Origin of the sequence: Curtobacterium sp. PhB172 (genome assembly GCF_003752545.1) — a bacterium.
Taxonomy (GTDB): domain Bacteria; phylum Actinomycetota; class Actinomycetes; order Actinomycetales; family Microbacteriaceae; genus Curtobacterium.
In genome coordinates this window covers 96,537-116,717 of the sequence record NZ_RKIF01000012.1, presented here as the reverse complement: position 1 = coordinate 116,717, position 20,181 = coordinate 96,537, and the positions used below count along the sequence as shown (strand labels likewise).

The 20,181-nt window shown below is 72.5% G+C and carries 26 protein-coding genes; 18 read left to right on the top strand and 8 right to left on the bottom strand.

Translation table 11 applies throughout. The features are described from left to right. Positions 1-5 precede the first annotated feature (5 nt). The gene (locus tag EDF42_RS17550) at positions 6-296 is read right to left on the bottom strand and encodes a metal-sensitive transcriptional regulator (protein ID WP_111084793.1); all 291 of its coding nucleotides are present in this window, start codon (positions 294-296) and stop codon (positions 6-8) included. A gap of 114 nt (positions 297-410) precedes the next feature. Here EDF42_RS17550 and EDF42_RS17545 point away from each other — a divergent pair, with 114 nt between their 5' ends. From EDF42_RS17545 to EDF42_RS19305, 13 genes are all read left to right on the top strand, one after another. Beyond that, positions 411-1,619, top strand: coding sequence for an AraC family transcriptional regulator (locus tag EDF42_RS17545; protein WP_185041039.1), 1,209 nt, complete (start codon positions 411-413; stop codon positions 1,617-1,619). 162 nt (positions 1,620-1,781) lie between these two features. After that, positions 1,782-2,246 carry an Asp23/Gls24 family envelope stress response protein gene (locus EDF42_RS17540; protein ID WP_123673698.1) on the top strand — a complete coding sequence of 155 codons (465 nt, stop codon included), beginning with the start codon at positions 1,782-1,784 and terminating at the stop codon, positions 2,244-2,246. After that, the gene (locus EDF42_RS17535; RefSeq protein WP_123291766.1) at positions 2,243-2,434 is read left to right on the top strand and encodes a DUF2273 domain-containing protein; all 192 of its coding nucleotides are present in this window, start codon (positions 2,243-2,245) and stop codon (positions 2,432-2,434) included. Before EDF42_RS17540 ends, EDF42_RS17535 begins: the two co-directional genes overlap by 4 nt. Continuing rightward, positions 2,431-2,748 carry a hypothetical protein gene (locus tag EDF42_RS17530; RefSeq protein WP_123291765.1) on the top strand — a complete coding sequence of 106 codons (318 nt, stop codon included), beginning with the start codon at positions 2,431-2,433 and terminating at the stop codon, positions 2,746-2,748. Before EDF42_RS17535 ends, EDF42_RS17530 begins: the two co-directional genes overlap by 4 nt. 9 nt (positions 2,749-2,757) lie before the next feature. Further along, positions 2,758-3,333: a DUF6286 domain-containing protein gene (locus EDF42_RS17525; protein ID WP_123673696.1), complete on the top strand. Its 576-nt coding sequence runs from the start codon at positions 2,758-2,760 to the stop codon at positions 3,331-3,333. Continuing rightward, the gene (locus EDF42_RS17520) at positions 3,330-3,893 is read left to right on the top strand and encodes a hypothetical protein (protein WP_123339563.1); all 564 of its coding nucleotides are present in this window, start codon (positions 3,330-3,332) and stop codon (positions 3,891-3,893) included. Before EDF42_RS17525 ends, EDF42_RS17520 begins: the two co-directional genes overlap by 4 nt. Before the next feature lie 98 nt (positions 3,894-3,991). After that, entirely contained in the window at positions 3,992-4,165 is a 174-nt protein-coding gene (locus EDF42_RS17515; protein ID WP_123341159.1) for a CsbD family protein, read from the top strand. Between the two features lie 76 nt (positions 4,166-4,241). Continuing rightward, entirely contained in the window at positions 4,242-5,327 is a 1,086-nt protein-coding gene (locus EDF42_RS17510) for an Asp23/Gls24 family envelope stress response protein (protein WP_123673694.1), read from the top strand. Beyond that, a complete protein-coding gene (locus EDF42_RS17505) occupies positions 5,324-5,740 on the top strand; it encodes an MFS transporter permease (RefSeq protein WP_123673692.1) in 417 nt (138 codons plus the stop codon). The genes EDF42_RS17510 and EDF42_RS17505 overlap by 4 nt, the downstream gene beginning before the upstream one ends. Positions 5,741-5,778: 38 nt before the next feature. Continuing rightward, positions 5,779-5,970 carry a hypothetical protein gene (locus EDF42_RS17500; protein WP_123673690.1) on the top strand — a complete coding sequence of 64 codons (192 nt, stop codon included), beginning with the start codon at positions 5,779-5,781 and terminating at the stop codon, positions 5,968-5,970. 100 nt (positions 5,971-6,070) lie between these two features. Then, positions 6,071-6,610, top strand: a complete 540-nt coding sequence (locus EDF42_RS17495; protein WP_123341163.1) for an RNA polymerase sigma factor — start codon at positions 6,071-6,073, stop codon at positions 6,608-6,610. Then, positions 6,600-7,433 (top strand): hypothetical protein, encoded by an 834-nt coding sequence (locus EDF42_RS17490; protein WP_148067859.1) that lies wholly within the window; start codon positions 6,600-6,602, stop codon positions 7,431-7,433. The genes EDF42_RS17495 and EDF42_RS17490 overlap by 11 nt, the downstream gene beginning before the upstream one ends. A gap of 82 nt (positions 7,434-7,515) precedes the next feature. Continuing rightward, positions 7,516-8,091, top strand: a complete 576-nt coding sequence (locus tag EDF42_RS19305) for a gamma-glutamylcyclotransferase family protein (RefSeq protein WP_260213573.1) — start codon at positions 7,516-7,518, stop codon at positions 8,089-8,091. Here the strand turns inward: EDF42_RS19305 and EDF42_RS17480 are convergent. Genes EDF42_RS17480 through rimK form a run of 4 tightly spaced genes read right to left on the bottom strand, consistent with a single transcriptional unit; the run spans position 8,067 to position 14,168 of the window. Continuing rightward, positions 8,067-9,053, bottom strand: a complete 987-nt coding sequence (locus EDF42_RS17480; protein ID WP_123673687.1) for an NAD(P)-dependent oxidoreductase — start codon at positions 9,051-9,053, stop codon at positions 8,067-8,069. The genes EDF42_RS19305 and EDF42_RS17480 overlap by 25 nt on opposite strands. Next, positions 9,050-11,821, bottom strand: coding sequence for an alpha/beta fold hydrolase (locus EDF42_RS17475; RefSeq protein ID WP_123673798.1), 2,772 nt, complete (start codon positions 11,819-11,821; stop codon positions 9,050-9,052). The genes EDF42_RS17480 and EDF42_RS17475 overlap by 4 nt, the downstream gene beginning before the upstream one ends. A gap of 8 nt (positions 11,822-11,829) precedes the next feature. Next, positions 11,830-12,948 carry a 3-oxoacyl-ACP synthase III gene (locus tag EDF42_RS17470; protein WP_228505810.1) on the bottom strand — a complete coding sequence of 373 codons (1,119 nt, stop codon included), beginning with the start codon at positions 12,946-12,948 and terminating at the stop codon, positions 11,830-11,832. A 41-nt stretch (positions 12,949-12,989) separates the two neighbouring features. Continuing rightward, positions 12,990-14,168, bottom strand: a complete 1,179-nt coding sequence (rimK, locus tag EDF42_RS17465) for a 30S ribosomal protein S6--L-glutamate ligase (RefSeq protein WP_111084765.1) — start codon at positions 14,166-14,168, stop codon at positions 12,990-12,992. A gap of 347 nt (positions 14,169-14,515) precedes the next feature. Here rimK and EDF42_RS17460 point away from each other — a divergent pair, with 347 nt between their 5' ends. From EDF42_RS17460 to EDF42_RS17450, 3 genes are read left to right on the top strand one after another with little or no spacing between them, the layout of a single operon-like run. Then, a complete protein-coding gene (locus EDF42_RS17460; protein ID WP_148053910.1) occupies positions 14,516-14,992 on the top strand; it encodes a hypothetical protein in 477 nt (158 codons plus the stop codon). Then, entirely contained in the window at positions 14,989-15,621 is a 633-nt protein-coding gene (locus tag EDF42_RS17455) for an RES family NAD+ phosphorylase (RefSeq protein ID WP_123341167.1), read from the top strand. The genes EDF42_RS17460 and EDF42_RS17455 overlap by 4 nt, the downstream gene beginning before the upstream one ends. 33 nt (positions 15,622-15,654) lie before the next feature. Then, on the top strand, positions 15,655-16,137 hold the full coding sequence (locus tag EDF42_RS17450) for a RimK/LysX family protein (protein WP_123341168.1): 483 nt from the start codon (positions 15,655-15,657) through the stop codon (positions 16,135-16,137). Between the two features lie 118 nt (positions 16,138-16,255). Here EDF42_RS17450 and EDF42_RS17445 read toward each other — a convergent pair whose 3' ends face one another. Together EDF42_RS17445 and EDF42_RS17440 are read right to left on the bottom strand one after the other, a co-directional pair. Next, on the bottom strand, positions 16,256-17,149 hold the full coding sequence (locus EDF42_RS17445) for an alpha/beta hydrolase family protein (protein WP_221181045.1): 894 nt from the start codon (positions 17,147-17,149) through the stop codon (positions 16,256-16,258). Between the two features lie 118 nt (positions 17,150-17,267). Continuing rightward, positions 17,268-17,828 carry a TetR/AcrR family transcriptional regulator gene (locus EDF42_RS17440; RefSeq protein ID WP_123341169.1) on the bottom strand — a complete coding sequence of 187 codons (561 nt, stop codon included), beginning with the start codon at positions 17,826-17,828 and terminating at the stop codon, positions 17,268-17,270. 23 nt (positions 17,829-17,851) lie between these two features. Between EDF42_RS17440 and EDF42_RS17435 the strand changes: the two genes are divergently transcribed. Continuing rightward, positions 17,852-19,108: an MFS transporter gene (locus EDF42_RS17435; RefSeq protein WP_185041037.1), complete on the top strand. Its 1,257-nt coding sequence runs from the start codon at positions 17,852-17,854 to the stop codon at positions 19,106-19,108. On the opposite strand, the gene EDF42_RS17430 is transcribed toward EDF42_RS17435, so the two are convergent. Next, positions 19,014-19,352 (bottom strand): YciI family protein, encoded by a 339-nt coding sequence (locus EDF42_RS17430; RefSeq protein WP_123673684.1) that lies wholly within the window; start codon positions 19,350-19,352, stop codon positions 19,014-19,016. The two genes, EDF42_RS17435 and EDF42_RS17430, sit on opposite strands and share 95 nt — an antisense overlap. A 147-nt stretch (positions 19,353-19,499) precedes the next feature. Between EDF42_RS17430 and EDF42_RS17425 the strand changes: the two genes are divergently transcribed. Further along, on the top strand, positions 19,500-20,174 hold the full coding sequence (locus tag EDF42_RS17425; protein ID WP_123673682.1) for a peroxiredoxin-like family protein: 675 nt from the start codon (positions 19,500-19,502) through the stop codon (positions 20,172-20,174). The last annotated feature ends 7 nt before the right edge of the window (positions 20,175-20,181 follow it).

Below are 20,181 nucleotides of genomic sequence, written 5' to 3'. Positions count from 1 at the left end.
GGCGGTCACGAGCGCACGAGCCGGGCGATGGCCTGGCTCGCTTCGCGGACCTTCTCGTCCGCGGCGTCGCCACCCTCGGCGACCGCCTCGGCGACGCAGTGCTTGAGGTGGTCCTCGAGCAGCGACAGCGCCACGCGTTCGAGCGCCCGGTTCGCCGCCGAGATCTGGGTGAGGACGTCGATGCAGTACGTCTCGTCCTCGACCATGCGGGCGATGCCGCGTACCTGGCCCTCGGCGCGACGGAGCCGCTTGAGCAGGTCGTCCTTGTCGCCGATGTACCCGACGTGTTCGTGCATGGTGGCCTCCACGGTCCTCAATACGGTACCCCCCTAGGGTATTCCCTCGGATCGACCCCCGGACACGAACGAGGGTATTCACCTCGCCGTGCCGTCGATGTCATGATTTCGACCATGACCGATCCGGCGACGAACGGCTTCCGCAGACTGCGGTTCGCCGACGGCGACGGTTCCGACTACTCCGACATCTTCGAGGCGGAGTACCACGGGTCCGACTTCGCCTCGGAGACGTACGCGACGAACGACACCCGCTACGAGTACACCGTGGTGGGCGACGACGACCTGACGCTGCGGACCATGCGTGCCGAGGGTGGGCGACGCGGCGGGGTGATCGGGGCGCGGGCGGACCACGTGGTCTTCTGGCTCACCAGGGGCCGACTCGAGATGCACTTCCCCGACCGCACGCGCGTGGTCGAGCCGGGCAGCCCGTACATCGCGAGTGCGTCCGAGGCGTACCGCTTCGAGTCGGACGGCACCGTCTACAACGGGGTGCACATCGCCGACTCGTTCCTGCGGACCGTGGGGCGCGACCTCGGCTACCGGCTGCCGGACGGCCCACTGCTGTTCGAGCAGCAGGACGAGGTCATCGCTCGCCGCGAACCGCTGCGCCACCTGATCGGGGAGCTCGGCCCGGCCCTCGTGGACGACCGCGTGGTCGGTCCGATGCGGACGGCCCTGAACCGTCGCCTGGCGATCGTCGTGCTCGACACCTTCCCGATCCGCAACCGCGGCGACGACGTCCCCGTCGCGAACCGCCTGCGCGACGCGATCCGCTACGTCGAGCAGCACGCGGCCGAACGTCCGGCGGTGTCGGACATCGCCGCGGCGTGCGGGCTCAGCCAGCGGGGACTGCAGGACGTGTTCGCCCGCACCCTCGACTCCACGCCGCACCGGTTCCTGCGCGAGCACCGGCTCGACCGTGCCCGGAGTGAGCTCCTGCGCGCGGGCGACGACCGGGCCCCCGGTGCGGACGGGGTCGCCGTGGTCGCGCGTCGGTGGGGCTTCACCAACCCGGGCCGGTTCGCCACCGCCTACCGCGAGCGGTTCGGCGAGGACCCCGCCGCCACGCTCCGCACGTCGTTGGCCGCACGCCCCGACAGCGGTCGGTCGTCGTGGCGCGTCCGCCGCGCGGTCGCGTTCATCGAGGAGCACACCGACGAGGACCTCTCCCTGCAGGACATCGCCGACGCCGCCGGGGTCCTGCCGCGACGCCTGCAGCAGCTCTTCCGGGCCGAGCGGGGCGAGTCCCCGATGGCGTGTGCCCGGGCGATCCGCGCCGCTGCAGAACGCAACGCGGCGGACGGAACACGCGAAACCGCCTGAGCGGACGGCCAGGGGGTACAGCCACATCCCCGTGTTTCCGGAGATTCCTGGACTTCCGCCGAATCCGAAAAGTCATGTGTGACGAATCTCTGGTGCAGCCCGTCTCATCCGTGAACAGCAACCGCTGGGAACGCCCGGCGGGTCACTCGGAAGGAACGAACCATGGCTGACTCCATCACCACCACCCCGGCAACCACCGCTGCGGCCCGGACCACTTCGCACGCCGGCTCGAACAGCGGCGTCACCGGCAAGACCGTCATCGACGACACCGTCGTGTCGAAGGTCGCCGGCATCGCGGCCCGCGAGGTCAACGGCGTGCACTCGCTCGGCGGCGGCGCTGCCCGTGCGATCGGCGCCCTCCGCGACGCGATCGGCCAGCGCGACCACGGTCAGGGCGTCAAGGTCGAGGTCGGCGAGAAGCAGGTCGCCGCGGACATCGTCATCGTCGCCGAGTACCCGGTGTCGCTCCAGCAGGTCGCCGACGGCGTCCGCAGCAGCGTCGCACGTGCCCTCGAGCAGATCGTCGGCATGGAGGTCGCCGAGGTCAACGTGACCGTCCAGGACGTCTTCATCCCGGGTGACGACGACGACGACAACGACGAGAAGAAGGAAGCGCGAGTCGCATGAGCAACACACTGATCGGTGCCCTCATCGGCGCCGTCCTCGCAGTCGTCGCACTGCAGTTCGGGTTCTGGGGCTTCGTCCTGGTCATCGTCTTCGGTGCGATCGGGGCCCTCGTGGCCGCCCTCGCCACCGGCAAGATCGACCGTGGCGCCCTGACCGACGTGCTCACCGGGCGCCGGAGCTCCCGGTGAACGCCGGCCCGGACGTCGTCCCGGGCCGCGTCGAGATCACCGCTCGTGCACTGACCTCGCTGGCGCGGGCCGTCGCAGCCGAACGGCTCGGCGCCCCCGCCAAGCGGGTCAGGGTCGGTCTCGGAGACGCGGCCGGAGCGATGGCCCTCGACGTCACCGGCCCGATCGCCGCGGGCGACGACCTCGTCGCCCGTTCGGCCCAGGTCGCCGACGAGGTCAAGCGCCGCGTGAGCGAACTCACCGGCCGCCGCGTCGGCAGTGCCCACATCGAACTCACCGGGATCGTGCGCGAGCGCGAGTCCCGAACCCGGTAGGAGACCATCATGAGCAACGGTTCCGTCGAACGACGCATCCGTCGTCGGAGCGTGCACCGCTCCCGCTCGACCGCAGTGGCGGTGGCGCTGGTGGTCCTCGCACTGGTCGCCGCGTGGATCGGCACCGAGTCGGTCCTGCGGGCGATCGGGCGGCCTCCGCTCCTCGCCGACCCGCAGACCGCCGTCGACGCCGCACTGCAGCCCGACGCCGCGTTCGTCACGATCGCCGAGGTCATCGCCGTCGTGCTCGTGGTCCTCGGCATCGTGCTGATCGTCCTGGCCCTGAAGCCGGGTCGCCAGCACCGCTCGGTCGTCCAGCACGACCGTGGTGCCGTCGTCATCGACACCCGCATCGTCGCCTCCACGGCGGCCAACGCCGCCGGCACGGCAGCAGGGGTCCCCGAGGGCAACGCCTCGGCCACCGCCCGCGGTCGGCGCACCGACGTCCGGATCGTGCCCGTCACCGGCATCCCGGTCGACGAGCAGGCCGTGCAGGCAGCCGTCCGCGACCGCCTCAGTGGTCTCGACGAACGATTCGGCCGGAACATCCGCGTCCGCGTCGACGAGAAGGGGACCCTCGCATGACCAAGAGCAACCGGACCATGAACCGGATCATCCTCTTCGTCCTCGGCCTCGTCGCCGTCGTCGTCGGTCTCACGATCGGCGCGGGCGTTGTGCCCGCCGTGCAGGACGCGATCAAGCCCACCATCGACCTGCCGAGCAGCCTGGACGTCCCCGCGTCCTCGCTCTGGATCGTCGCCGCCGCCTGCGCCGTCGTGATCGTGCTCGCCCTGGTCTGGGTGTTCACCCGCGGCGGGGGCGGCACGTCCGTCGCCGTCCGCGAGCGCTCGGGCGAGGACGCCGTCACGGTGAACGTCGCACTCGTCCGCGACGTCGTCGAGCACGAGCTCGCCGGTGTCCGCGACGTCGTCGGCTCCCGCGTCGACACCTACCTGGTGCGCAAGCAGCGTGCCGCTCGCATCCGCGTCGCGGTCCGCCGCGGCGGGGACGCCGTCTCGGTGCTCGACGCCGTCGACCGCGCCGTCGCGGTCCTCGACCGCACGCTCGGCCGCGAGGTGCCCGTCCTGGTCCACCTGACCGGTGGGACCCGTTCGGCGCTCGCGAAGTCGACCCGCGTCCACTGACACCCGTCAGCCGGACGCGACCCCGGGCCTCCCGGCCCACCGAAGACCCACGCAACACCCACCACCGGGCGAACGCCCGACCGATGAAAGGACCCGTCATGGGACTCGACGACAAGATCAAGAACGCTGCCCAGGACCTCGCCGGCAAGGCGAAGGAGGCAGTGGGGAACGCCACGAACGACGACTCCAAGGTCGCCGAGGGCCAGAAGGACCAGGCCTCCGCGAGCGTCAAGAAGACCGGCGAGGACGTCAAGGACGTCTTCAAGAACTAGGACGCTCGATGCGTGTCGGGGCACTCGCGACGTCGAGTGCCCCGATGCGTTCCGCGGACCCGAACGAGGAGGAACCATGCAGCACGACCCCCATGCGCACACGCAGGTCACCGAGGTGGCCCTGCCCGCAGAACTGACGGAGCCGCTGCCCGACGACGCGACCCCCGCGATGCTCATCGCGCGAACCGCGGCGGAGACGGCGCTCGGCGTGCCCGGCGTGCACCACCTCGGCGGGACCGTGTCCCGAGCAGCCGACGAAGTGCGGAAGCGGCTCGGCCGCTCCGCCGGGACCGCCGGTGTGCAGGTCGACGACGAGGACGGCACCTTCGCGGTGCAGGTCTCCGTGATCGTGACCTACCCGCGGAACGTCCGCGAGGTCGCCGACGAGGTGAAACGACAGGTCGCCGCAGCAGCCGGCCAGGTCGCATCCGTGCCGACGACCGTTGACGTCCGCGTGCTCGACGTGCACGGACCGTTCGACGACGAGCCCTCGCCCGTCGAGCGAGCGGCCACTGCTGTCGGCGATGCCGTGCAGGACGCCGCGAAGGCGACGAGCGAGACCACGAAGCGTGTGGCGACGGCGACCGTCGACGCCACGAAGCAGGCGGCCGACGCGACGGCCGAGGCGACGAAGCGCGCTGCGGACGCCACGGCCGACGTCACGAAGCAGGCCGCCGAGGTCACCGCCGACGCCACCAAGCGTGCGGCCGACGCAACGGTCGACACCGCCAAGCGTGCGGCGGCGGCCACCGCCGAGGCGACCAAGCAGGCTGCCGATGCGACAGCCGACGCCACCAAGCGTGCGGCCGACGTGTCCGCGGACGCCGCTGCACAGGCCGTGGACGCGACGACCGCCACCGCCGGCCGTGTGCACGAAGCCGCGTCCGATGCGCTCGACCGTGCGTCCGAGGGCGCACGGGACGCCGCTGACACCGCGCGCGACGCCGCCGGCCGTGCACGTGCGGCCGTCGCAGCCGACGAGGACACTGCGACCCCCGTCGTGTCCTCCGAGACCGCTGCCGACGCCGCCGTGCGTGCCGCCGACTCCGCCGAGGACGCCGCGCAGGACGCCGCCGACGCCGCAGCCGACGCGAGCGAGGCAGCGCGGGCAGCAGCCCGCGACGGCGACCAGCCGGCCGCCCCGACCACGGACCGACCGTGACCACCGCCTGGTCCGGCGGTCGTCGGCCCCGCACCCGACGACCCCGGCCGCGCGGTGTCTGGATCGCCGGCGGCGTCGGTGTGGTCCTGGTCGCCGGGGTCCTGCTCGGGGCGTTCCTGCCCCTGGTCGGGTTCCTCGGCGGCATCACCGCCACGACCGCGGGCCTCGTGCCGTTCCCGTTCGTGCGGGTCACGGTCGTCGCGGTCCTCGGGCTGGTCGTCGTGCTGGCGCTCCTCGCGACGGCGCTCACCCGTCGGCACACCACGACGGCGACGATCTCGGTCGTGCTCGCCGTCCTGGTGAGCATCGCCGTCACGATCGTCCCCGTGGTGCTGGTGGCCGTCGGGTCCGCCGACCGCGCCGGCGACGTGTGGCCCATCATCACCGAGCTCTGGCAACGCTTCACCGGCTGATCCGCCGGCACCTGCACCATCGACCAAGGAGTCCCACCATGCGCAACCGCATCATCGTCATCGTCCTGATCGTCCTCGTCGGGTTCTGGTTCGGCTCCCGCGCCAACCGTCCGGTGATCAAGACGTCCAAGGGCGAGACCGTCCGCAAGGCCTGGAACGACCCGCACGCCCGCAAGGCCCGCAAGAAGCTGGGCAAGAAGATCGCCAAGGCCGCGAAGCGGCACGGCTGACACCTCCCGCATCACCATCGGATCACGACACGGACGAATCGTGTCGTGATCCGTGTCATGTTCGGCCTCTTCACGACATTGTCGTAGTGAAGGGAGCACCGTGGACAACACCGCAGATGACGACGCCGGCCTCGCACGGCGCCTCGCCTCGGGGGACAGAGCAGCACTCGCGACCGCGTTCGACCGGTTCGCGCCCACGCTCACCCGGTACGCGTGGGCGATCGCGGGCAGCAAGCAGGACGTCGAGGAACTGGTCCAGGACACGTTCCTGACGCTCTGGCAACGCGCCGACGGCCTCCAGCTCCCCACCGGCACGCTCCTGCCGTGGCTGTTGGTCGTGTGCCGCAACCACGCGAAGAACCTCGGTCGCCGCAACGCGAAGCACGCCGGCGACGAACTGCCCTTCGACCTCGCCGCCCCCGCCGACACCACCGATGCTTCCGAGCAACTCCGGTGGGTCCGGAGCGAGATCGCCGCGTTGCCGGAGACCGATCGCCGCATCTGCGAGCTGTGCCTGCTGCAGGGGTACTCCTACGCCGAGGCCGCACAGCTGCTCGGACTCAGTGTCGGAGCGGTCACCCAGCGGGTCTCGCGGTCCCGCCGACGACTCAGGAAGGCGGTGACGCACGATGAACACTGAACCTCCCGAGGGAGACGACCTGCAGCGCATGCTCGTCTCGATGAAGCAGAACGTCCTCGAGCGGGCCACCCCTCGCCCGAAGCGCCACGGCCGTCGTGTCGGCATCGCGATCGGCGTCGTCGGGGTGCTCCTGCTCGGAGCCGCCGGCGGTGGGGTCGCACTCGGCCTCATCCCGACGTCGATCACCGCGGAGCCCACTCCGACCGCGTCACCGTCCACGGAACCGACGCAGACCGAGACGCCGTCGGGCGCCCCGGTCGTCGGACAGCCGACGCCGACGTCGACACCATCGGCGACGCCCACCTCCACACGGGCGCCGTACTCGCTGTCGGACCCGGACACGTGGACGATCTCCGGCAGCGAGGTGGGGCCGATCGCGCTCGGCGGGGAGTACACCGCCGAGACGGACGACCTGGACGGCGTGTACACGGCGAGCGACGGCTGCCTGAACCCGAACGTGGTGTTCTGGTACGCGGACGACCGCAACAACCCGGCACTGACCGTCGTGAAGGCGGACGACGGAACGATCGCGAGCGTCATGGTCGGGATGAACTCCGACGAGGTGGCGGGACCGACGACGGCTGCGGGACTCGGGACCGGCAGCACCCTCACCGAGTTGCGAGCGGCGTACCCGGACCTGCACTACACGGAGCCGGGCAACGACGCCGCCCAGCCGTCGGACTCGCCCTACGGCGGCTGGACGACCACCGTCAACGGGGTGTTCGTGAGCTTCCGGTTCCCATCCGTGGGCTCGGGCGAGCGGGCGAACTCGGTCTGGGTCAGCACCGTCGACCAGTCGCCACCGACGGAGTTCTGCGGCTGACGCCGCGTCCGGACAGGAGGCCCGGATCACCTGCGCCGATCGGCGCACGTGATCCGGGCCTCCCGTCCGCTACCCTCGCGACGTGAAGCGTCTCTCCCCCGGCCAGCGCTGGGTCATCGGTCTCGGCGCGTTCGCGCTCGTCTGTCTCGTCGTCGGCATCATCGCGATCGCCGTCGGCGCCGGTTGGGGGATCCTCCTCGTCGTCGCCGGGCTGCTCCACCTCGGCCTCACCGGAGTCACCGGAGCACTCGTGTGGACGTCGACCCCGACGATCGGTCCGAAGCCGATCCGACGCTCCGCAGCGTGGCCCGGCACCACACACCGGGTGTTCTCGTACGGCACGCTGCGGCAGCCGCTCGTGCAGGAGTCGCTGTTCGGCGAACACGTCCCCACCACCCCGGACACGCTGCCCGGCTGGCGACTCGACTGGGTGACGATCACCGACCCCGAGGTCATCCGGGCGAGTGGCTCGGACCGCCACCCGATCCTCCGCCGGGGCGCAGCGGGCGACGTCGTCGACGGCGTGGCTCTGACCCTGGGCCACGAGTGGCACCTGCGTGCCGTCGACGCGTACGAGGTGTCGGACTACCAGCGCATCCGGGTCGAGCTCACCTCGGGTCGGTCGGCCTGGGTCTACGTGGCGGCCGACGAGGTCTGAGCCGCTGCCAAGCGCGCGAGGCCCTCGTCGATCGACACCGACGGGGCCCACTGCAGGTCGGCTCGGGTGCGGCGCTGGTCGAACCAGTGCGCCGTGGAGAGCTGCTCGGCGAGGAACCGCGTCATCGGCGGCTCGTCCTGCCCCGGACGCACCCGCCACACGGCCTCGACCAGCGACCCCGCGGCCCGTGCGACCGCTGCCGGCACGTGCCACCGCGGTACCGCGACCCCCGAGGCCGCGCAGATCCCGGCGAGCAGGTCCGCGACCGGCCGGGGCTCGCCGTTCGTGACGACGTAGGCGTTGCCGTGCACCCCGTCGTCGGCAGCGTGCTCGAGCGCCGCGACCATGGCCGACGCGGCGTTGTCCACGTACAGGGTGTCGATCAAAGCGGCACCGGAGTCGAGCAACGGCAGTCGCCCGGCCCGTGCCCGCTCGACGATGCGGCCGATCAACTGCGTGTCCCCCGGGCCCCACACCAGGTGCGGCCGGACGGCGACGACGGCGAACCCCGGAGCGTCGGCGTCGAGCGCGAGCAGTTCGGCCGCGGCCTTCGTGCGGGCGTAGTCGCCGCGCGCGTGCTGCGGTTCGGCGACGCCCGCTCCGGCCCCGACGAGCGACGATCCGGTGTGCGCGACCGACGGCGACGACACGAACACGAAGCGCCGGGCACCGGCACGACGTGCGGCGTCGACGAGCGTTCGAGTGCCCTCGACGTTCACGCGGACGAAGTCGGCCGGATCACCGGCCAGGGAGACCTTCGCGGCGAGGTGCACGACGGCGTCGACACCGTCGACCGCGCGTGCCACGGCTGCGGCGTCGGTCATCGATCCGGCGACGTCCCGCACGCCCGCGACCCCGGACGGCCGTCGCTGGAACGTGCGGACCTCGTGTCCGGCGTCCCGCACGGCTGCGGCCGTGGCCTGTCCGAGGAACCCGCTCGCCCCGGTGACCAGGACCCTCACGGGCGGACCATCCGTCCACCCGATAGCACCACGGTGGCCCAGCGGGACAGCCGGGCGCGGTCGACCTTCGAGTTGTGCCGGATGTCGGTCGGCAGCACGGGCACGGTCAGCACCGCTGCGAGCGGGACCCCGGCCGCGGCCCGGACCGACGCGGCCAACGCCGGCGGAGCCAGGGCGGGCCGTCGGGCACGTCGCCCGCCGGTGGTCTCGACGACGGCCACGACCTGCTGCGTCCCGCGCGGGCCGATCCCCGCCACGCCGGCACGGCCGACCCCGGGAACGCCCTCGATGCGCTGCTCCGGTCCGACCGGGGTGACGACACCGTCGGGGGTGGTGAGCACGTGCTGCATCCGCCCCTCGACCCAGAGGCGCCCGGAGGCGTCCAGGTGTCCGACGTCACCGGTGCGGTGTCCGCGCGGGTCCTCGACGCCGAGCCGCGCGACGCGGTTCGTCCGCCAGAGCCGGTCGTAGTGGTCGCGCACGTGCGGTGCCACGACGACGATCTCGCCCGTGACGCCCGCCGCGTCGGTCAGCGCACCGGTCGCAGCACCCGCGGTGTCGAGCGGCGCGATCCGCACCCGCACGTTCGCCGCCGGGAGTCCGACGCAGATGCCCTCGTCGTCCGAGGCCGCTGCCGAACGGACGCCGTCCAGGTCGACGTCGGTCATGAGCAGCCCCTCGGTCATGCCGTAGGGGGTGTGCGCACTCGCGTTCGGCATCAGCTCGGTCGCCGCGGTCAGCAGCGCGGCCGACACCGGGGCGCCCGCCGACAGGAACAACCGGACGCGCGCGAGCGCCGCGCGATCGGCGTCGGTCAGCACCGATGCCGTCGCCACGACGTTCGCCAACGCCGCCGGCGACAGGAACACCACCGTCGCGTCCGCCGCGGCCACCGAGGCCGCAACGGCGTGCGCCGTCAGGGTCCGGGGCGCGGTGACGTCCATGTCCGGCGCCACCGACCGGGCACCGAGGGCCGGACCGAGCAGCGCGAAGGGGGCGAAGCCCGCGACGAGGCCGGTGCCGACACCGATGTCGTACTGGGCCGCCAGGACGTCGCGGACGGCACCGAGCTGTCCGTGCGTGTAGACGACGCCCTTCGCCGGTCCGGTCGACCCGGAGGTGAACAGGATCGCGGCGGGGGCGTCGGACGCCGGCACCGTGGGCAGCACGGAACCGTGGGCGAGCCGACGGGCTCCCCGCCGGGCGACGTCGACGAGCGTGTGCTCGACGCGCAGCGCACGCCGTGCGGGTGCGGGCAGCGGGACCGTCGCGATGCGCCGACCCGGCCAGCCGAGTGCACGAGCGGCTCCGAGGCCGGGCAGCGCGCCGATGATCCAGTCGGGCCGGGCTCCGCGGACCGCACGGGTCAGGCCGCGCAGCCCCAGTCCGGCATCCGCCACCACGACGACCGCGCCGATCCGCACGCAGGCGTACAGGACGGCCGTCAGGTCGGCTCCCGGGGTGACGAGGAGCGAGACCCGGTCACCGCTCCGGACACCGAGGTCGTCCAGCCCGGCGGCGATCTCGTCCACCCGACGGGCGAGCAGACGCCACGTGATCGTCCGGGGGCCGCCGGCCGCGGCCATCTCGACCAGGGCGGGTTCGTCGCTGTCGCGCAGGTCCTCGAGCGCGGCGCCGAGCGGGCGGCTCACGTCGGTCGACTGGTCGGCGTCGACCGGGAGGCCCTTCTCGGCTGGAGCAGGCACGTGTCCGTCCGGCAGGCGGTCGCCGATCCAGTCGAACACCGCCCCCGCCACGTCGGCGTCGTCGGGCAGCAGGTGGCCGGCACCCTCGAACCGGTGCACGTCGGCCTGCGGCAGCCGCTCGGACAGGTCGTCGAGGTAGCGCTCCAGGAACACCGGGTCGCGGGGACCCCAGAGCAGCAGCGCCGGGACGTCGAGCGCAGCGACCCCGGCGGCGATCCGGTCGAGCTCGGGCGCACTCCGGTGCCGGGCGTCGACGGGGATGTCCGCCACGAACCCGCCGATGCCACCACGACGCGCGGCACCGCGGTAGGGGGCACGGTAGCCGTCGGCCACGGCACGGTCGAGCTTCGGGTGCGCGATGCCGAGCGTCGTCTCGAGGAACGCCGGCGTCACGACGGTCGCACGGCCGAGCAGCCCCGGGCCCAGGGCGAGCCGCAGCGGCGCCGGGATCGGGGCGTCGTCGGGCTGGTGCACGGCGGTGTTGCACGTCACCACGGCAGCCAGGACGTCGGGGTGGTCGACCGCCCAGCCGAGCGACACGACTCCGCCCCAGTCGTGGCCGAGGGTGACGACCGGGCCGGTCAGCCCGAGTTCGTCGGTCAGGGCGCCGAGGTCCGCGACGCGCTGCGGCAGCCCCCGTTCCACCCCGGTGCGCTCCGAGAAGCCCATGTCGAGCTGGTCGACGGCGACCACGCGCCAGGCCGGGCCACCGGCCTGGGCGACCTCGAGCGAGGTGCGGAGCACCGACCGCCACAGGTACGACCACGTCGGGTTGCCGTGCACGCACAGGATGGTGCCGACCGGTTCCACGCCGAGCGCCGCCAGGGACCCGGCCGTGTCCAGGAGGTGCCAGGTGCGCGCGGCGCGATCCGTCCCCACGGGCTCGGCCGGAACGTCGCTCCGCAAGCTCCGCGACGCCCCGGAACCGGCCCGCGTGGGCCCACCTCCCGAACGGTTCTCGGACCATTCCGGCACCGTGACCAGGCGCGACCAGGCCGGGTCGAGTCCGGGCAGGGAGGGCGCCTGCGTCGCCGGAGCCGTGCTCGCGGCGACGCGGGGCAGCCGGGACCTCACCAGTGGAGTTCCATCATCGCCGTGTTGATGCCGGAACCGACGCCACCCAGGAACACGCGGTCACCGCGGCGGATGCCGCCGGACTCGACCTCGTCGGCCAGGGTGATCGGGATCGACGCCGGGCCGACGTTGCCGAAGCGCTGGTAGGTGGTGGGGACCTTGTCGCGCGGGATGCCGATGGCCTCGACGAACGCGTTGGTGTGCACGTCGGAGACCTGGTGCAGGACGTAGCGGTCCATGTCGGCCCAGTCGAAGTGGGCGCGGGCCTCGGTCCAGGCCGCGACGACGAGCTCCATGCCGCCCTTGAGCAGCATCTTGGCGTCCGTGAACATGCCGTCCACGCTGCCGACGCACAGGTCGTACCACTGGGTCGCCGCGCGGGTGACGCCGCCGACGATCCGGTGTCCCTCGGGGTGCAGGTCCGCCGGGCCCAGCACGGCGGCCGCGGCACCGGACCCGAGGGTCAGGCTCGCGAACTCGCTCATGAAGTCCTTGCGGTTCCGACCGCCCTGGTTCAGGCGGTCGATGGTGTTGAGCTGCACCTGGTCGGCGTCCTCACCGTCGACGACGAGCGCGTACTTGATCTGACCGGAGTCGATCATGCCCGCGGCGACGCTCATGGCGTTGACGAACCCCAGGCAGGCGTTCGCGATGTCGAAGTTGATCGCGGACGACGGCAGACCGAGCCCGTGGTGCAGGCGCACGGCGACCGACGGCTCGAGGTGCGGACGGGTCACCGAGGTGTTGATCAGCAGGCCGATCTCGTCCGGGCGCACCCCCGCCTCGGCCATGGCACGACGGCCGGCGTCGATGGCGGCGTCCTGGAAGGTCTGGCCCTCGCCCCAGTTGCGGCGCTCGATCACACCGGCGACCCGCTCGAGCAGTCCCATCGGCAGACGGAGGCGGCGGAGCACGCCACGCAGCCGCGCTTCGATGTCCGCAGAGGTCGTCACGCGTTCGGCGGTCGTCGTCGCCACGGACAGCAGCGAGACGTTGTGGTGCTTCGCCGTGGCGTTGCCGGGCTGCTCGGGTTCACTGCTCGGCGCCCGGTCACTGCTCGCTGCCCGGTCGACCGGCCGTTCCGTCATGATCGTCACCGACACATACTTCCTCATTTCACCTGTGTGTGCAGTCCGGCTCGGCTGGACGCGCGGTGTCAGGCGTCCTTCGGGAGCTTCCGGATCTTGCTGCGACGGCGTCGACGGTCGGGCACCATCGAGCGCATCTCCTCGAGCTTGCCGAAGCAGAGCAGCCGGTCACTGGCCTGCAGCTCGACGCCACTGCGCGGGTTCGGGATGACGGTCGCGCCCCGGTGCAGGGTCAGCACCGTGATGTCCCGGTCCCACAGCCCGGACTCCTTGATCGTCTTCCCGACCAGGTCGGCGTTGGTGTGCACGAGCAGCTCGGCGACGCCGTAGCCCGTCGAGACACTGAGCCGCTGGCGCACGTCGATCTCGGGGAAGGCCACCTGGTTGCCGATGAAGTCGATGATCGCGCCGGCGACGTCCAGGCCCGTCGCACGCTCGATCCCCTCGAGCCCCGGTGACGAGTTGACCTCCATCACGAGCGGACCGTCGTTGCCCTCGAGCATGTCGACACCGGCGACCTTGAGCCCCATGATCTGCGCCGACCGAACAGCGACCGCCTCGTACTCGGGCGACAGCGTGACCTTCTCGACGGTGCCGCCACGGTGCACGTTGGACCGGAACTCGTCCCCCGACGCCGTCCTGCGCATCGCGGCCACCACCCGGTCGCCGACGACGAGGGCGCGGATGTCACGGCCACGGCTCTCCGAGATGAACGACTGGATCAGGACGTTCTGCTTCGTCGAGTGCAGGGTCTCGACGATCGACTCGGCGACCTTCTCCTCCGGTGCCAGGATCACGCCGATCCCCTGCGTGCCCTCGAGCAGCTTGATCACGACCGGGGCCCCGCCGACCCGTTCGATCGCGCCGCGGACGTCGGCCCGGCTGTTCACGAACGTCGTCGCGGGCATGCCGATGTGGTGGCGGGACAGGATCTGGTTCGCCCGGAGCTTGTCGCGGGAGTTCGTGATGCCGGTCGCGGTGTTCGGCGTGTACACGTCCATCTGCTCGAACTGCCGCACCACCGCGGTGCCGTAGTAGGTGATCGAGTTGCCGATCCGGGGCAGCACCGCGTCGTAGTCGGACAGGAGCCTGCCGCGGTACAGCAGGTCCGGGTCCTCGCCGGACAGGTCGATCGCGAAGCGCAGCGTGTTCAGCACCTTGACGTCGTGGCCGCGGTCGAGCGCCGCAGCACGGAGGCGCTGGGTCGAGTACGCCTGCGGGGCGCGGGACAGGATGGCGAGTTTCATCGAGGGGTTCTCCGCGGGGTGGGATCGACGGCGACGGTCCATCCAAGCACGCCCGCGCCGCGATGCCGCCGACCGCCTCGGAGAGCGAGCGCGTTGTACTTTCTTGACGCATGTGCGGTACGTTGGATTGACTGATCGGACGGTACGCAATGACGAAGAACCAGCACGGTCTCCGGGCGACCCGGAGCAACCGGACCCCTCGGCTCGCAGGGTCCGGACGATCGACGTCGCGGCGAGCCGCGTCGTCCGAGTGGCGTGTCCGATCGCGGAGACCGTCCTCGACCGAGCCGGTCACGGCGCCGACCGCCACCTCCACCGGTCCGGCCGACGACCTCCGGGATCGCCTCGTGGCCGCACTCCTGCGGCACGTCGACCTGATCGACCTCGCCGAGGTCGAGCGCGTGAACGGATCGATGGACGCCGTCGCCGAGCGGATGCTCGCCAGCATCCCCGGCGCCGATGTACTCGACGACCGCGTCGGACCGTTCTACGACACCGCCGGCCTGCGGAACTGGTTCCGGATGAGCCGCCAGACCCTCGACGCGCAAGCCAAGGTCGGCGACGTGCTCTGCGTGATGTCAGCCGATGGCTTCCGGCTCTACCCGTCGTTCCAGTTCGATGCACGGGGCATCCTGCTGCCACGGTTGCGCGACGTCCTGGCTGGCCTGGACCCCGAGCGGGTCGACCCCTGGGGCGATGCCGTGTGGTTGAACGCGCCGGCGGACGAACTCGACGGGCTCACGCCGGCCCAGGCGCTCCGGACGGACCGCGCGGACGAAGCGGTCCGTCTCGCCGCGCTCGCCGGAGCGTTCCGACTCGGATGACCACCGCCGCACGCACCGACGTCGTCCAGGCCGCACCACCGGCCGGTCTCGACCTGACCGGCTTCCCCGACGGGGGCAGACTCCCCGCCGAGGCGTTCCGCGCGCACCTCGCCGAGTTCGCGCCCTGGTACTTCGCCAGCCACCCCCACGGTCGCTTCAACCTCCGGGACCCGAACGGCACGTGCTGCTTCGCAGCCGCAGCTTCGACCGCTGTCCGAGAGTTCTTCGGCCCGAAGGTCCGCCGCAACGAAGTGAGCGCTGCCGACGCTGCCGTCCTCCGCGTCTCGACGATCACGCCGCCGTCCGATGCGAGCTCCGCCCACGTCAGTGGCGCCGGCGCCGCACGCTTCGGGGTGACGAGCGAACTCACGACCATGGGCGACTACGCCGTCACCCAGGCATGGGCCGAGCTGTTCAAGGACCGGGTCGATGCGCTCCGCTACGACTCGCGATTCGACCCGGGGGGCGAGGCGTGGGCACTGTTCGGAACCGCGGGGCCGGCACCGTCGCTCGGCGGCGCGACCGCGGTCATCGACGGAGCACGTGCGGCCGAGGCAGCCGGCGTCACGGTGCTGCCCGGGCCGCCGCGGAAGAGCGCCGTCCGGATGGTGCCGAACCCGCCCGCCTGACCGGCACGGTCGCGCATGGGACAGGATGGGCACATGGCCCGTGCTCCGAAGTCCCCCGACGGTGGGCTCGTCGTCGCCGGCTGGCGCGAGTGGGCCGGCCTGCCGGACCTCGGGCTGCCGTGGATCAAGGTCAAGCTCGACACCGGTGCGCGCAGCTCGGCACTGCACGCGTTCGACCTCGAAGAACTCCCCGGCAACCGGGTCCGGTTCTCGGTGCACCCGTGGCAGGACACCGATGCCGACGCCGTCACGATCGAGTGCGACGTGCACGACCGGCGCATCATCCGCAGCTCGACGGGGCACACTCAGGAGCGGATCGTCGTGCTCACCACGATCACCCTGGCCGGGCGCGCCGTCGTGTCCGAGGTCACCCTGAGCAACCGCGACCAGATGGGGTTCCGGATGCTCGTCGGGCGCGAGGCCCTGCGGCAGGGCTTCCTCGTCGATCCTGCGAGGTCCTTCATGGCTGGTCGGGCGCCGAAGGAGATCCGGCGCCGCAACCGCGGGCGCGGCTGAGCGCTGCTCGCCACACGGCACGGGCCGTGGGCGCGACCGGTCGGCGGCCTGGAGGCGCGGTGCGGGGCCGCCACGGGCCTCCCGTCCGCCTCGGCGACCGCCCAGGGCGCGGGCTGGGTCAGCGGCCGAGGTGGCGGCCGAGGAAGGCGAGTTGCTGCGGTGCCAGGCGGCGCCAGTAGCCGTGCGTGTGGGCGCCGGGCTCGAAGCCCCCGGCGGGTGGCGTCGCGAAACCGTCGACGTAGGCGTGGGCCGCCCGAGCGAACCCGTCACCGTTGCCGCAGTCGACACGGACCGCGATCCCGTCGAGCGCGCGCTGCCGACCGAGGACCGTGTTCGCACGGAAGTCGGCCGCGTCGTCGAAGGCTCCTCGGGCGGTGTCCGCTGCTGACGTCCAGAGCGCCGGACTGATGGCCGACACGGCGCGGACGCGGGACGCACCGAGCACCCCGCCGAGCCGGAGTGCGCCGAACCCGCCCATCGAGTACCCGGTCAGCGCGAGCCGGTCGGTGTCGAACCCGCGCCGCGCGATCCGGGGCAGGAACTCGTCGACGACCATCGCCGCGGGGTCGTCCCCGTCGGAACGGTGGTGCCAGTAGCGGTTGCCGCCGTCGATCGAGGCGATCGCGAACGGAGCGCCGCCGCCCGTGATGTGCGCCGCGAGGAACCGGTCCCAGCCGAGCGCCCGCCCGAAGAACGCCGAGTGGTCGTCGCCGTAGCCGTGCAACGCGACGGCCACCGGCAGCGGGTTGTCCGACGCCGGGGCGGCGATGGTCCAGCCGACCGTGCGCCCCTTCCTGGAAGCCGACACGAAGGTGCCGGAGACCGAGGGGACCGGGTCGACGTCGGGGATCGTGCCGTCGGCACCGTTGAGCCCGAGCACGCGGTACATCGTCGACCGACCCGGCAGCAGGTCGAGGTTCACCGCCTCGGCCGCTGCACCCGCGGCGACGATGCCGACTCCCCCGATCAGCAGCGCCCGACGGGTGATCGTCGACGCGCGCGAACGGGTCATCCGAGGGGCACCGTTCCGTCAGAGGTCACGCGCTTCATCACGAGGGTCGAGGAGAGTCGCTGCACACCGGGCAAGATACCCAGCGTGGCGTCGGAGAACCCGGGGCGCTGACAAGCGGTCAGGCTGCTGCGACGAGCGCGGCGGCGACCGTGCGCGCCGTCGCCGTGCCGACCGACGGATCGCGCAGACGCATCGCGAGGTACCCGGAGACGACGAGCAGCAGCTGGTCGGCCAGGGCGCCGGCGCGCTCACCGACGACGGGTGCGGCACGTTCGGTCAGCCGGGTCCGGAGCGCACCGGTCTCGCGGTCGAGCACCTCGTGCACCTCGGCGGGGGCGTCCGCGTACTCGGCAGCGGTCCCGAGGAACGCGCACCAGCGCGAGCCGGCGGCGGTCGACCGGTAGTCGTCGAGCGCGTCGAACACCGCGAGCAGGCGCCCACGATCGTCGGGAGCAGCCTCGACCGCGCGGTCCCACGTGGCGAGCCAGTCGTCGTGCCGGCGGTCGAGGGCCGCGGCGACCAGGGCTTCCTTGCTCGCGTAGCCGCGGTAGAGCGTGGCGCTCGAGATCCCGGCGCGGTCGAGCACGGCGTCGATCGGGGTGGCGGCGATGCCGCGCGTGAAGAAGAGCTCCTCGGCCGCGTCGAGCAGCCGCTGCTCGGTTCCTGGACGCATCGCCATGCAAGCACCCTAGGCTCTCAAAAGTGAAACGATCGTTTTTGTTACGACAGTGGGTCCTCCTCGGCAGCGGGCTGGCCCTCATCGCCGCGACGTACGGGCTGGTACGCCTGGCGTTCGGCCTCTTCCTGCCCGACGTCCAACGCGACCTCGGCCTGCGCCCGGACGCCGCCGGTTGGGTCTCCTCGGGGGCCTCGGCGATGTACTGCGTCGGCGCGGTGGTCGGGTTCCTGGTCGCCGCACGCGTTCCCCGGGTGCTCGTCGCCGCAGCCGCCGCGGTCGCCGGGGTCGGTGCGCTCACGATGGCAGCGGCGCCGGGGCCGTGGTCCTTCGGGATCGCCGCCGTGGTCGCCTCCACCGGGGCCGGGCTCGCCTCCCCGGCCCTCGTGCAGCTCGTGTCACGCGCGGTGCCCGGTTCCGCGCAGGGAACGGCGCAGGCGGTCGTCAACTCGGGGACCGGTCCGGGGCTGGTCGCCGCCGGGGCGCTCGCACTCGTGCTCCTGCCGGACTGGCGGACGGCCTGGGCGTGGTCCGGGGTCTTCGCACTCGTCGTCGGCGTCTTGCTGTCGGCGGTGTCCCGTGGGAGCGGGTCCGGTGGCGACCGGCCAGCCGCACCGGGGACGGCGTGGTTCGCAGCGCACCGACGGGTCATCGCGCTCGCGTTGCTCTTCGGCGCCGGGTCGGCGGTCGTGTGGACGTACGGCCGCTCCGCGCTGGTCGACGCCGGCGCGCCCGTCGTGGTGTCGGTGTCGGCGTGGATCGCGCTCGGGGTCGGCGGTGCTGCGGTCGCCGTGACGGCACGGTGGACGAGCGGACTCCGCGCACGGACGCTCTGGGCGCTGACCGCGGGCGCCGTGGCGGTGGCGGTCGTCGCACTCGGTACCGCGCCGCAGTCCACGGCGCTGGCGATGCTGGCGTGTGCGGTGTTCGGTTGGGGCTACACGGCCGCGACCGGCGCGTTGATCGCCTGGACGACCGAACTCGACGCTGCGCGGTCGTCGGCCGGGACGTCGATGCTCTTCGTCGCGCTCGTGCTCGGGCAGGCCGTGGGAGCGGCGGCAGCGGGAGCGCTCGTCAGTACGGCGGGCTACGCGGCGACGTTCCTGGTCGGGGCGGGCGTCACCGCGGCGAGCGCCGTGCCCGCCGCGGTCGGCAGGCGCGGAGGCCCTCCGCACGGTGACGCCGCCGTCACAGGAGCGGACGCACCTCGATCTTCCGGTTGCACGCCTGCGACGCCTCGTGCGCCACACGGAGCGCGGTCTCGGCGTCCGGCAGCTCCATGACCCAGAACCCCGCGACGAACTCGGAGCTGTCGGCCACCAGTCCGGGCGTGGTGTCCGAACCACCACCGCGGGCGTCGACGACGGTGCCGTCGGCGGGCGCGGACACCCCGGCGGCGAACACGACGGCGTCACCCAGGCGTTCGTTCAGGGCGTCGACCGCAGTGGCCTCGGCCTCGGTGGCGGACTCCGTCCGACCGGCGGCGACGGCCTGCCCGTCGTCGATGACGTTGACGAGGAACTGCATGGTGACTCCCCTGCTCGTTGGCGGGAGGCTACTCCCCGACCACCCGCTTCCGTGACGCTCCGTGACGGGCGACGGGACCGCGAACCCTGGGACGTGCCTACGCTCCCTCCGACGGCGACCCGGCCGCCCACGACCACGGAGTACCCGATGCCCCACGACACCATCGCTCGTCGAGTCGACGAGTTCAACGCCGGCTTCACCGCGCAGATCGGCCCCGAGCTCAGCGCCGTGTTCGACCGGGAACAGGCCGACCTGCGTGCCGACGGCGTCCCCGACGGCGTCCTCGCCGTCGGGGACGACGCGCCGGATGCTCCGCTGCTGGACGCGACGGGCGCCGCCACGTCACTGGGCGCCGCGCGTTCTGACACGCCGACCGTGCTGGTGTTCTACCGCGGCGCCTGGTGCCCGTACTGCAACCTCACGCTCCGCACCTACCAGCAGGAGCTGCTCCCCGCACTGCAGGGACGCGGGGCACGCCTCGTCGCCGTCTCGCCGCAGACCCCCGAGGGCACCGAGCTGTCGATCGCGAACGGCGAGCTGGCGTTCCCGGTCCTGTCCGACCCGGAGAACGTGCTCGCCGGTCGGTTCGGCGTCGTCACGGCACCGAGCCCGGAGGCTCGAGCAGCCCACACGGAGCTCGGGTTCGACGTCGCCGACAGCAACGCCGACAGAACCGCCGCGATCCCGTTCCCCTCGGTCTTCGTCATCGACGAACACGGTGTGGTCCGGTTCGTGGACGTGCACGTCGACTACACGACGCGCACCGAGGTCGCGACGGTCCTCGAGGCCCTTGACGGCCTGGACGAGGGCGGCACCCGCTAGCGTTCTC